Origin of the sequence: Pontibacter ummariensis (genome assembly GCF_900188175.1) — a bacterium.
GTDB classification, from domain to species: domain Bacteria; phylum Bacteroidota; class Bacteroidia; order Cytophagales; family Hymenobacteraceae; genus Pontibacter; species Pontibacter ummariensis.
This window is the reverse complement of sequence record NZ_FZOQ01000004.1, coordinates 237,360-249,474: the sequence shown is the minus strand read 5'-3', so window position 1 is coordinate 249,474 and position 12,115 is coordinate 237,360. Positions and strand designations below refer to the sequence as shown.

At 52.3% G+C, this 12,115-nt stretch carries 13 protein-coding genes; 3 read left to right on the top strand and 10 right to left on the bottom strand.

The features are described from left to right. Positions 1 to 225: 225 nt before the first annotated feature. The 6 genes from gldG to CHB92_RS06600 all read right to left on the bottom strand — a co-directional run bounded on the left by gldG (position 226) and on the right by CHB92_RS06600 (position 6,074). Positions 226 to 1,914 carry a gliding motility-associated ABC transporter substrate-binding protein GldG gene (gene gldG / locus CHB92_RS06625; protein ID WP_089318398.1) on the bottom strand — a complete coding sequence of 563 codons (1,689 nt, stop codon included), beginning with the start codon at positions 1,912 to 1,914 and terminating at the stop codon, positions 226 to 228. Further along, positions 1,908 to 2,636 carry a gliding motility-associated ABC transporter permease subunit GldF gene (gene gldF / locus CHB92_RS06620; protein WP_089318397.1) on the bottom strand — a complete coding sequence of 243 codons (729 nt, stop codon included), beginning with the start codon at positions 2,634 to 2,636 and terminating at the stop codon, positions 1,908 to 1,910. The genes gldG and gldF overlap by 7 nt, the downstream gene beginning before the upstream one ends. Positions 2,637 to 2,725: 89 nt before the next feature. Next, on the bottom strand, positions 2,726 to 3,640 hold the full coding sequence (gldA, locus tag CHB92_RS06615) for a gliding motility-associated ABC transporter ATP-binding subunit GldA (RefSeq protein ID WP_089318396.1): 915 nt from the start codon (positions 3,638 to 3,640) through the stop codon (positions 2,726 to 2,728). A 100-nt stretch (positions 3,641 to 3,740) separates the two neighbouring features. Beyond that, the gene (locus CHB92_RS06610) at positions 3,741 to 4,445 is read right to left on the bottom strand and encodes an SDR family oxidoreductase (protein WP_089318395.1); all 705 of its coding nucleotides are present in this window, start codon (positions 4,443 to 4,445) and stop codon (positions 3,741 to 3,743) included. An 87-nt stretch (positions 4,446 to 4,532) separates the two neighbouring features. After that, positions 4,533 to 5,186 (bottom strand): phosphoribosylanthranilate isomerase, encoded by a 654-nt coding sequence (locus CHB92_RS06605; RefSeq protein ID WP_089318394.1) that lies wholly within the window; start codon positions 5,184 to 5,186, stop codon positions 4,533 to 4,535. A 180-nt stretch (positions 5,187 to 5,366) separates the two neighbouring features. Further along, a complete protein-coding gene (locus CHB92_RS06600) occupies positions 5,367 to 6,074 on the bottom strand; it encodes an SDR family oxidoreductase (RefSeq protein ID WP_089318393.1) in 708 nt (235 codons plus the stop codon). A gap of 114 nt (positions 6,075 to 6,188) precedes the next feature. Here CHB92_RS06600 and CHB92_RS06595 point away from each other — a divergent pair, with 114 nt between their 5' ends. Both CHB92_RS06595 and CHB92_RS06590 read left to right on the top strand, forming a co-directional pair. Next, complete coding sequence (locus tag CHB92_RS06595) at positions 6,189 to 6,920, top strand: MlaE family ABC transporter permease (RefSeq protein ID WP_089318392.1); 732 nt, start codon at positions 6,189 to 6,191, stop codon at positions 6,918 to 6,920. 96 nt (positions 6,921 to 7,016) lie between these two features. Next, entirely contained in the window at positions 7,017 to 7,805 is a 789-nt protein-coding gene (locus tag CHB92_RS06590; RefSeq protein WP_089318391.1) for an ABC transporter ATP-binding protein, read from the top strand. A gap of 88 nt (positions 7,806 to 7,893) precedes the next feature. Here the strand turns inward: CHB92_RS06590 and CHB92_RS06585 are convergent, their stop codons facing one another. From CHB92_RS06585 to CHB92_RS06570, 4 genes are all read right to left on the bottom strand, one after another. Then, complete coding sequence (locus CHB92_RS06585; RefSeq protein ID WP_089318390.1) at positions 7,894 to 9,198, bottom strand: NupC/NupG family nucleoside CNT transporter; 1,305 nt, start codon at positions 9,196 to 9,198, stop codon at positions 7,894 to 7,896. 104 nt (positions 9,199 to 9,302) lie between these two features. After that, the gene (locus tag CHB92_RS06580) at positions 9,303 to 9,908 is read right to left on the bottom strand and encodes a bifunctional nuclease family protein (RefSeq protein WP_089318389.1); all 606 of its coding nucleotides are present in this window, start codon (positions 9,906 to 9,908) and stop codon (positions 9,303 to 9,305) included. Between the two features lie 17 nt (positions 9,909 to 9,925). Beyond that, entirely contained in the window at positions 9,926 to 10,903 is a 978-nt protein-coding gene (locus tag CHB92_RS06575; protein WP_089318388.1) for an electron transfer flavoprotein subunit alpha/FixB family protein, read from the bottom strand. 3 nt (positions 10,904 to 10,906) lie between these two features. Beyond that, entirely contained in the window at positions 10,907 to 11,647 is a 741-nt protein-coding gene (locus CHB92_RS06570; protein WP_089318387.1) for an electron transfer flavoprotein subunit beta/FixA family protein, read from the bottom strand. Between the two features lie 65 nt (positions 11,648 to 11,712). On the opposite strand from CHB92_RS06570, the gene CHB92_RS06565 reads away from it, so the two are divergent. After that, entirely contained in the window at positions 11,713 to 12,045 is a 333-nt protein-coding gene (locus CHB92_RS06565; protein WP_089318386.1) for a hypothetical protein, read from the top strand. Positions 12,046 to 12,115: the final 70 nt, after the last annotated feature.

Here is a 12,115-nt window from a genome sequence, read left to right as displayed (position 1 = left end):
ACCTATGATGTTAAGGAAAGCGACACAAGTAGCAAGACACAAAAGACAGGAAGCTGCTCCCGGTAGCCGGCTCTTCTGCCTGTATGGTAGGGAGCAGGTACAATGAAAAAAGCTAAATTTCCCGTCTTCTTACTTATATTAGGACAAAGTTATAAATATTTCCCATTTGTCCTACCCCTTTTACAAGTCCTTTTTCCTGTCTCGCTGTGTCATAGGGGGATAAATTTAGAAACGCTCATACCTGCGTTTCCGCAGGTAAAAACGTGTTACGCCAAACAGCCCCAACAGTACAATCGGCGCTACTAAATTGAGCATTTGCCAGTAAGTCTTTTCCTCCTTCACGCGCACCTTATCCAGGGGCCGCAGCTCGATCTCCTTCGCCCGTACATTGATCAGACCTTCGGAATCCAACAGGTAGTGTATCGTGTTCAGTGCCAGCTCACGGTTGGCAAAGGTGACGTTGTTAAAGCGGTCGAAGCCCAGTTCGTACGGCTGCCCGGTACGGGAATTAATATCGTTGCGTACCAGGTCCCCATCCGAGAAGACGGCAATTTTAGTAGGTACCCCTTCCTCTATTACCTCCGTATCCTGCACCCCCTCTGGTGCCCGGCGATTGCGGAACAAAGACGGGAAGCTTCCTTCCAGGAGGTATCCTACCGGTTGCGGGCCTGCCTGGAACTGCTCCGGGTTCACCTCCATGCGCGCCTCTTCCAACGTGATCGGCACGGGAGGCTCCAGTATGCGGGAGTACCTGGAAGTAAAGAGCAGGGGCGTTTTCCGGATCCCCTCCGCCTTCACCGTATCGATAGTGCTCACAAACTTAGAGTAAACGGCATCCAGGTTACGGGTGATCGGGTGCTTGCTGAAGGTGTTCAGCAGCGGGTAAAAGCGCCAATTGATCATCTCCGTCTGTGGCCGGTCGCCCAGGTAACCCGTCACTACCGGGATAAAGCCGGAGTTCAGGTCCATGATCAGGGTTGGGTTCAGGCGCGCGCCGTAGCGGAAGAAGAGATCATCCAGGTTCAGGTTATAAGGCAGGGCGAACGTCCCTGCCGCCGCACTGTCCAGGTTGGCGTTCAGCGGATCGACAAAGAACACAGCCTTGCCCCCCTGCATGATAAACTGGTCGATCTTGTACTTGTCTGCCTCAGAGAACTCGGAAGTAGGCTTGGCGACGATGATCAGGTCGAGGTCCTTGAGGGTTGGGATCTGATCCAGGTCGCCCATGGCCACACGGTAGTACTCCTGCAGCGACCCCAGCAGATCTGTCGCATACTGCATCTCCAACTCGCCCTGCCCTGTGATATAGCCGATGATCTTGTTCTCCGGCAAGGCCACCTTCCGAATAGCCGAGGCCAGCTCGTACTCGATTCCCTCCACCGACTGGTTCAGGCGCTCGTCCGGCGAGGCGGCCAGGTTTCCCTTGAGCAGGCTTACAGCGGTTTCCTTGCCATTATACTTCACCACGGCACCCGGGAACACCAGGCGCTCTACCTGCTTTCCATCCTCAGTGGCATGCAGGTTGGTCGGCATAATGCCTTTTTGGGCAAGCGTCGTGATAAACTCCTTCCGCTGCTTCTCGTCTGTGATCTCGTTTGGGTCGATGAAGTTATAGCGCAGGTTACCATCTGCGTAAATGCGGAACTCGTCTAAGGTCTCGCGCACCGATTGCTGCAGGCGCTTAAAGCCTGCCGGGAAGTCTCCCTCCAGGTACACGTCCACCACTACTTCGCTCTCCAGGCCGCCCAGCATTTGCTTGGTCACCGGGGCGATGGTATAGCGTTTATCCTCGGTTAGGTCCAGTCGGAAAAAGTAGTTGGTCGCCACAATGTTCAGTAAGACGATGCCCACAACCCAGGCCAGAAACTTGAGGACATCAGCGCTGCGCTTGCTTTTGTTTTGCTCTTTTACCATTTTCTGCTCCTCAACACAAGTTTAGTAGACAAGATCATAATGGCGATCACGCTCAGGAAATACAGCACGTCGCGTGAGTCGACCAAGCCCTTGCTGATGGCGGCATAGTGATAGGAAATGCCTAACTGGCTGATCAGGTAGTTATAACCACCCCAGACCGGAATGGAGGCGATCAGGTCGAAACCTGTGTAGATGATGTAGCACAGGAACACCGCGATCACAAAGGAAATGATCTGGTTATCCGAGATAGAAGAGGAGAACACCCCAATGGCGCAGAACACTGCTGCCAGAAACATCAGGCCAAGGTAAGACCCTACCACCGCAGCGGAGTCCACATTCCCCTGCGGTGCCCCCAGCTCATAGACCGAATAGTAGTAGACGAGCGTGGGCAAGAGGGCAAACAAAGCCAGCAGCAAGGCCGCAAAGTACTTGCCCAGGATCAGCTGCAGATCGGTAATGGGCTTGGTAAGCAACAGCTCGATGGTGCCCTCCCGCTTCTCCTCGGCAAAGGTGCGCATGGTAATGGCCGGGATCAGAAACAGGAACAGCCAGGGAGCCATGTTAAACAGGGTCTGGATGTCCGCAAAGCCGTACTCCAGCACGCTGCTCTCCGGAAACACCCACATGAACATGCCAACGGCCACCAGAAACACACTGATCACAATATAGGCGATCAGCGAGTTCAGGAAGCCATTGAATTCTTTTTTAAGTATCGCAAGCATTATTTTCTTCTTGAATGCTGCCCGACAAGCCTAGTGCCAGCCCCTGCTGTTGGCAGGGGCTTTCTCCGTCATGCAGCACGTCCTGTTTGTTATTTCTTCGTAAGTTCCTGGAACACTTTTTCAAGCGAGTTCTCTTCCTGCCGCAGCCCTACTAATGGCCAGTTTCGTTCTGCTGCAACCCGGAACACGTTCGCCCGGATGTCCGTCTGCCTTTTAGAGGTAACCCGGTACACGTTGTTCTGTGCCTGCTCTACCTGCAGCACCCCTGGCACCCCTTGCAGGGCCTCCACTTCCACGGGTTGCTCAAACTCTACCAAGGTCACCTTCTCGTCCTTGCCACCGGCCTGCAGGCTGGCCACATCGCTGTTTGCCACCAGCTGGCCCCGGTTAATGATTACCACGCGGTCGCAGATGGCGGCCACCTCCTGCATGATATGGGTCGAAAAGATAACGGTTTTGTTCTGGCCCACCTGCTTGATCAGGGAGCGGATCTCTAGAATCTGGTTCGGGTCGAGTCCTGTCGTGGGCTCATCCAGGATGAGTACCTGCGGGTCGTGGACCAGGGCTTGCGCCAGCCCCACGCGCTGTCGGTACCCTTTGGAGAGGGCCCCTATCTTTTTCCCCTGCTCTAGGGTAAGGCCGCACAGCTCGACCATTTCCTGCACCCGGGCTCGGGCATGCTTGCCTTTCAGGTTGTACACTGAGGCCACAAAGTTCAGGTACTCGTGCACGTACATGTCCAGGTACAGGGGGTTGTGCTCGGGCAAATAGCCGACGTTCCGGCGCACGGCAATGGGATCTTGTAGCACGTCATGCCCATTCACCAACACAGTACCCGCGCTGGGCGGCAGGTAGCAAGTGGCAATCTTCATGGTGGTGGACTTTCCGGCGCCGTTCGGCCCCAGGAACCCCAGGATCTGCCCCTGCTCCACTGTGAACGAGATATCATCCACGGCGTGCTGCTCGCCATATACCTTGGTTAGGTTCTTTACTTCTACTGACAATCTCTTTCTTTATTAAGATAAACCGGGCAGGCTTACAGCCCACCCGGCCCAGGTTCTTTATTGCAGATCGTAAAGCTACAAAAGCCACGCCATTCTGTTTCTATTTCTTAATTTTTCCCTTCGGCATCAGGGGCCGGACCTCTATATCAACGTGGTGGTAGTTCGGATGGGACTCCAAAGCGTGGAGGATAGTCGAGGCAATGTCCTCGGGGCGCATCATGTTGTCGCTGGCAATCACCTGGTCAATGTTGTCAAAGAAGTTGGTTTGTACAGAGCCCGGGTAGATGCAGGTTACCTTCACGCCATAGCTGCGCACTTCCTTGTATAGCGAGTGCGAGATGCCACGCACGGCATGCTTGGTACCACAGTAGCCCGACATGCCCTCTACCCCTGTGGTGCCTGCAATGGAGGAAATGTTAATGACATGGCCTTCTTCCAGCTCCTTCATGCCCGGCAACACCAGGCGGGTGCAGTAAAAGATGCCGTTCACATTCGTCTCAAACATGGTGTGCCACTCGTCCAGCGAAGTCTCTTCCAACAGAGCGGCTACTCCCATACCCGCGTTGTTCACAAGTACGGATATGTGTACCCCTAACCTGGCTATCGTCTGGTCAAAAGCGCGCTGCACAGATTCGTTATAGCGCACGTCACACTCAAAGAAATGGAAATTATCGTGCTGCAGTTCTGGTGCGGTTCGTCCCCAGCCCGCTACTTGCATGCCCTTGTCCAACAAGGCCTTCACCGTGGCCAAGCCAATGCCTTTGCTAACACCAGTTACGACAGCAATTTTTCCTTCAAGATTCATAGTTTGTATTTTGTATGGTGTAAAGATTGTATGTCTCTTTTGAGGGGGAAGCACCACCGTAAAGCAGTAGGCGCAAAGGCACCCTGTCTAAGCCTGCTCCACTGCCCGAAAGAACTTCTCCAGCTTATAGGGGTCCAGGTGCCCGTTGGTGCGCACGCCGCTGCACAGGTCTACGCCAAAAGGCTGCACCACCTCTATGGCCTCCCGCACGTTCTCTGCCTTCAGCCCGCCTGCCAGAAAAACAGGCTTCCTGATGCTTTCCCGTATTTTACGGCTGAGCACCCAGTCATGGATACGCCCCGTGCCCCCCAGCTCCTTTACGGACAGCTTCGGGTTGCCCGAGTCCAGCAGGATGGCGTCTACCTTCTCTGCTACCTGTTGTGCCTGCGCCACGCTCTCCTCACCCAGCACATGAATTACCTGCACCAGTTTAACGCCCGGTAGAGCCTGCCGGAGCTGCGCATAGGCTGCCTCAGGAACGGCATCCACCAATTGAATGGTATTGGCGTGCACAAGGCGGTGGTGCGCGATAATGGCGCCGGCATCGGTACGGGAGGTAAGCAGGAAAGAGGCAATAGCCGGCGGTACGGTTTCTACAATTTCCCGTATCCGATCATCCGGGATTACGCCGGGACCGCTTGGCATCTCCCCTACCAGCCCTACAGCCGATGCGCCTTGACCGATGGCAAGCTGTGCCTCCTGAATGCTGCTGATGCAGCATACCTTTACTCTTACTTTCATTTACTTAGGATATGGGCATCACAAGCCACCTTAGCACTTATGCCATCTAGTATACGTATCATTCATTCTCACCACTTACTCAAGTGCCCAGCAGGGATACATAGCAGCAAGCGCAAAGACAGACCGACTGCCTGGCCCTTTTCATGAGTGCAAGCAGGTCTGCCTGACTGATGCCAGCTGCTAGAGATCCCCTAGCTGCGGCCGTATCAACAGTTCCTCTACCACGCTGTTCTCCGACAAGGTATAGGCGTTCCAGATGGCCATGGCAACATCTGCGGGCTTTATAAAGCGTTCTGGCGGCAGGTCTACGCCTTCCCAACTAGCTGTAAGGGTAGCACCGGGCAGGATGGCTGTGACGCGCACGTTATGCTCCTTCAGTTCCTCCCGCAGCACCTTGGTCATGCCGTACATGGCATACTTGGAGATACAGTAAGAACCGCCGTTAATGTAAGGGGTAATACTAGCCGTGGAGCAGAGGTTAAAGATATGGCCGGAACGGCTGGCGATCATATCGTGCACGAAGGCCTTGGTCATATAATAGGCACTGTACAGGTTGGTGTTGATCATGAACGGAAGGGCTTCGTCATCCTCTTCAGTGATCTTACCCGGAATAAAAAGACCGCTGTTGTTGACCAGCACGTCTATTTTCACGCCAAGCTCTTTCACAAAAGAGGCAAACGCTTTCAAAGACTTTCTGTCGCTGAGGTCCACTTCCTTGTAGCGCACCTTGGAGAAGGTGTAGTCCTGCTCAATCTCCAGCTTTAACTTTTGCAAGTCCTTTTCGTTTCGGGAACAGGTGATAATATGGAAACCCTCTTTGGCGAACTGTTCTATCACGGCCCGGCCAATGCCCTTCGTACCCCCTGTCACCAAAATGTATTGTTGCATAAATATGTACAGTTTTATATGTTTTGCTATTTTAAACGTAAGATAGGTATTAATAGAGTATTTTTGCCTAAGGTCGGGCTTTTAACCTTGCTTTAACCTGCATCCAAACCCCTTATGTTGCAATATTTAGGAAAGTATTTGCTATTCATGTCGAGTCTGTTCAGCCGCAGTGAATCGCCTCGCATCTTGTTTAACCGAACCATAGACGAAGCCATTTTGATAGGCATCAACTCCATCTTTATCGTGGCGATCGTCAGCACCTTTATTGGTGCGGTTACCTGCGTACAGATCGCTTATAACCTGGACAATGCTTTTATCCCCCGCTCCACTATTGGCTTTATGGTCCGGGAAATGACGATCCTGGAATTGGCCCCCACCATCACCTCCATTGTGCTGGCGGGCAAAGTGGGCTCCAGCATTGCAGGTGGCTTAGGCACCATGCAGATAACAGAACAGGTGGATGCACTTGAAGTCATGGGCATCAACTCGGCCTCTTACCTGGTCTTACCCAAAATCATAGCGGCCCTGCTCGTGTTTCCGATGCTGGTGATCATCTCCATGTTCCTGTCTATTGCGGGCGGCTATGTGGCTGGCACCCTCTCCGGTGCGTTATCGGCACAGGAGTATATCACGGGCGTGCGGGATGACTTTATCGGGTACAACATCTTGTTTGCCCTGATCAAGTCGGTGGTCTTTGCTTATCTGATCTCGAGTATTTCCTCTTTCCGGGGATATTACACCAAAGGAGGTGCCCTGGAGGTAGGGGCGGCCAGTACAGCGGCTGTAACTAACAGCGTTATTGCCGTGCTGATAGCGGATTATGTTTGCGCGGAGCTGTTATTGTGAGCAGGAAACAGACAGAAGGCTTGCGCCGGGAAAGGCAAACGTAAGTATAGGTGTGGGGTGTAGAAGAAGCCAGCTGCCCGTGAAAACAACCAGAATATGATAGAAATACACAACATACATAAAACCTTCGGCGACAAGAAAGTGCTGGACGGGATTAGCGGTGTTTTTGAAACCGGTAAGACCAACCTCTTGCTTGGCGCCAGCGGCACAGGTAAAAGCGTGCTGTTAAAGTGCATCGTCGGCCTGATTAAGCCGGATATTGGCAGTGTCACCTTCGACGGCACTTACTTTACAAACAACAAACTGGACATCCGGCAGGAGATCAGAAGAAAGATCGGGATGCTGTTTCAGGGCTCTGCCCTGTTCGACTCCATGACGGTGGAGCAAAACATCGAGTTCCCGCTAAAGATGCTTTCCGACATGCCGAAAGACGAGCGCCTGGACCGGGTAAATACCTGCCTCAAGCGCGTAGGGCTGGAGAACGCGAACAAGAAAATGCCCTCCGAACTAAGTGGCGGCATGAAGAAGCGGGTAGGTATTGCCCGGGCCATTGCCCCTAACTGTACTTACCTGTTCTGCGATGAGCCTAACTCGGGCCTCGATCCGCTCACTGCCATTAAGATCGATGAGCTGATCAAGGAAATCACAGAAGAGTATGGCATCACAACCATCGTGGTGACGCACGACATGAACTCTGTGATTGAGATCGGGGACAAAATCATGTTCCTGTATGAAGGCAAAAAGCTTTGGGAGGGCACCCGCGACGACATCATGGATTCCAACGTGGACGAGCTGAATGACTTTATTTTCGCCAACCGGCTGATGCGCGACGCCAAGAAAGTGGAGGAAGAGGAGGAAGAAGAGGAAAGGCGCCGGCAGGGCTAGGCTGCCCGCCAAACAGGCCATACAAAGCGAAAGGCTCCTGTTGTACAACAGGAGCCTTTCGCTTTGTATGGTAAGCTTCTTATCTTGCTTATAGCACGTAGAGCATGCCAGCTACTGTTGCCGTCATCATACAAGCCAGAGAGGCGCCTAGCAAGGCAAGGAATCCCAGCTTAGACAGGTTGCCCTGCTGGCTTGGTGCCATGCTGCCAATGCCACCGATCTGGATGGCAATAGAGCTAAAGTTTGAAAACCCACACAGAGCATAAGTGGCCATCACAATTGACTTAGGTGTGAGCAACTCGGCTGTCTTCATCTCCGCCAGAGAAAGATAGGCAACGAACTCGTTGATGGCTGTTTTCTGACCAAGCAAACTGCCTACTTCCAGTGTATCGACCCATGGTACGCCCATGATAAAGGCAAAAATGCGGAAGATCTGCCCCAACACGTATTGCAGGGAGAACCCATCAAAGCTTCCCTCCGTCGAAGCCACTACCCAGGCGTTCAAGCCTGTCCAGTCGCCAATCAGATCTGTTAACAGGTAATTCACCAATGCTATCACCGCGATAAAGGCTAGCAACATACCGCCTACGTTGGCCGCCAGGCGTAAGCCATCCGCAGCACCCCGGCTCAGGGCGTCGATCAGGTTTACTCCGAGCTGCTCTTGATTTACCTCCAGCTCTGTCTTTATCTTATCCGGCTCCGTTTCCGGCACCAGTATTTTAGCCAGCACAATCCCTGCAGGGGCATTCATGATAGAGGCAGTGAGCAGGTGAGCCGCAAAAATGGCCTTCTGTGCAGGGTCGTCCCCCCCTAAAAATGCCACATAAGCGGCCAGCACCCCTCCTGCCAATGTAGCCATACCGCCTGTCATCAAGCACATCAGCTCCGAGCGCGTCATGGTGCCAATGAACGGACGCACCAGTAGGGGCGCCTCTGTCTGCCCCAGAAAGATATTACCTGCCGCGGAAAGGCTCTCTGCCCCTGAAAGCCGCATCCCCTTCGACATCACCCAGGCAATCCCCCACACTATTTTCTGCAAAATACCCAGATAGTAAAGGCCGGATGAAACCGTAGAGAAGAAGATAATGGTAGGAAGAACAGAAAAAGCGAAAATATACCCCAGTCCGCCGTTATTCTCAGGGTTGGCAAGGGGGCCGAAAAGAAACTCGGCGCCGGCCTGCGAAAAGTCCAGGAAGGTGACAAAGCCGCGGCTCACAGCAGCAAAGATATCTGCCACCAAAGGCACCTGCGTCACGAGTACGCCAAATAACACTTGCAGGAAAACTCCGAAGCCGACCAGCTTCCAATCGATTTGTTTTTTGTTTTTAGAAAATAAGAACGCGATGGCCAACAGGGCTACTAACCCGATGACCCCTCTGAAAATATCGTACATGCTTTGGGACAAAATTTGCCAAAAGTAAGCTGAATATCTTATAAAACAAAAAGTCCCCTGCCAGTGGGGCAGGGGACTTTCTTTACCTTGTGCTCGTTGTTATATCAGTTTCGCTTGTTCAGTTCGTCGCGTATTTTAGCGGCCCGTTCATAGTCCTCTTTGTCCAGGGCGTCGTTCAACATCTTGTTTAACTCATCGGTCGATGTCTGGCTGAGCGATTCCTTGGCTGTAGAGGATGGCGTAGTAGACGAACTGCTCTTTACCGTCATTTCGTCGTTTTCATCCTCCTCTTCTTCCAGGTCGCTCAATACGATACCTGCCTCCGATAACACGCTCTCTACGGTGTAGATCGGCACCCCAAAGCGCAGGCCGATGGCGATGGCATCCGAAGGCCGGGAGTCCAGTTCAAAGTCCTTTGTCCCGTCTGTGCACATGATCTTGGAGTAAAACACCCCCTCTTTCAGATCTGAGATGAGAATCTCCGTAATGCTCACATCCATCTGCTCGGCAAAGGTCTTGAACAAGTCGTGCGTCAGGGGGCGGTTCGGGTTTATCTTCTCTATCTGAATGGCAATGGACTGTGCCTCGAACATGCCGATGATAATAGGCAATCTTCTGTTTCCCTCTCGTTCACCTAACACAAGGGCAAAGGACCCCGTCTGCGATTGGCTCGAAGAGAGGCCAAGTATCTCTAACTGAATTTTCTCCACAGTGTCTTCTTCTAAGTCTATTTGTCTAAAGCTTTCGCAGCTTCAATTAATTTAGGTACTACCTCAAACGCATCGCCCACAATACCATAATCAGCGGCTTTAAAGAACGGCGCTTCAGGATCCTTATTAATAACGACAATCACTTTAGAAGAGTTAACCCCCGCCAGGTGCTGAATGGCACCGGAAATACCGATCGCGATATAAAGGTTAGGACCAATGGTGATACCGGTCTGCCCCACGTGCTCGTGGTGCGGTCTCCAATCCATGTCCGATACAGGCTTAGAGCAGGCTGTGGCAGCCCCCAGTTCTTTGGCCAGGTCCTCTACCAGGTGCCAGTTCTCGGGCCCCTTCAAGCCACGTCCGCCAGACACAACAATTTCCGCCTCCGGCAACAGCACGCCGCCTCCGGTATCCTGCATCACCGTTTCTTTTGGAGCAGCCGCAAAATCAGCATCTGCCAACTCCGTCGAGAATTTCTCGATATTGGCTGTGGTGCCTGCGTTAGAAGTAACATCAATGGTGTTCTTTTTTACGCCGATGATCTTTACATCCGAAGTAAGGGCTACATCGGCAAAGGCTTTCCCAGAGAACACACTGCGTGTAACAGTAAACTCCCCGTCCGTTTTAGGCAAAGCCGTGACGTTGGTAGCCAGTGAACCGTTCAGGCGCACGGCCAGCTTAGAACCCACGGCGGCACCGATGTTCGTATAAGAGAACACCAGCACTTTCGCGTCTTCCTGCCGGGCCGCTTTCGCGATCACCTTTACATAGGCATCCGCCACAAACTGCTTCAGGCGGTCATCGGCATCGTACAATACTTTGCTGATGCCCTGCTCACCCAGCCTGGCAAGGGATGCTTCGTTTATATCGCCTATGGCAACAGCAGTAGCTGAAGTGCCAAGCGTTTGCGCTACCTGGCTTCCATAGGATGCTGCCTCCAGCGAGGACTTTTTGATCTCTCCGTTAAGACCTTCTACAAATACTAGTACAGACATATCTTATAGTACTTTAGCTTCGTTTCTCAATAATGTAATCAGTTCCCCCGCATTTTCCGGGTCGATCAGCTTCACGCCGCCTTTTTTCTCCGGCTTGCTGTAGTTCACATACTCTGTTTTCGCCTCGGTGGCTACCGGCTCTACGGTTTTCAGGGGCTTGGTGCGGGCTGTCATGATACCGCGCATGTTTGGGATGCGGGGCTCCGACATAGGCTGCTGTGAGCTGGCTACAAAGGGCAGTTTTACCTCGATCACCTCTTTGCCCCCTTCTATCTCGCGCTCCAGCCGGGCGGTAGTGTCGTCTACCATGTCCAGCTTAAACGCAGGCACCACAGAAGGGATCCCTAACAGCTCTCCTACCATGTTGTGTACTTGGGAGCCGTTGTAGTCAATCGACTCCTTGCCCATCAGGATCATGTCATAATTGTTTTCTTTGGCAACGGCCGCTATCTGCTGGGCCACAAAGAAAGCATCCTTCGGAAAGGCATTCACACGGATGGCATCGTCTGCACCAATGGCGAGGGCTTTGCGGATGTTCGGCTCTGTATCGGCCTCTCCTACGTTTAATACGGTTACGGTGCCACCTTTTGCCTCTTTCAGCTCAATGGCTCTGGTAAGTGCATACTCATCCCAGGGGTTGATCACGTACTGTACGCCGTTTTTGTCAAACGCCTTGTTATCAGCCGTAAAGTTGATTTTGGAAGTGGTATCCGGAACGTTACTGATGCAAACTAATATTTTCATGGTTAGAAATGTTAGCTTTTTAAATTTAGATTTGTGCGAAGTTAATTAAATATAGCTAATTCAAAATGAACGAAAGCAGACTAAAGCAACTCCTCCAGTTTCTGGAAGACGACCCGAACGACGCCTTTACTTTATATGCCATCGCCACTGAATATCGTAATGCAGACAAGGAAAAAGCACTTGCCTATTACGAGAAACTGCTCACCGAGCATGAGACTTACGTTGGCACTTACTACCACGCTGCCAAGCTATACGAGGAGCTGGGCCAAAACGACGTAGCAGAGCAGACTTACAAGAAAGGTATGCAGATCAGCCGCCAGGAAGGCAACATGCACGCTTTCTCGGAGCTGCAGCAGGCTTACAGTAAACTGATGGGCCTGGATTACGAGGACGATTAAGTAGCCCCTTACTCACTGGCCTTGCATCAAAAATAGTATGCATGCAGCATATTTGCAAATCTATATTTAG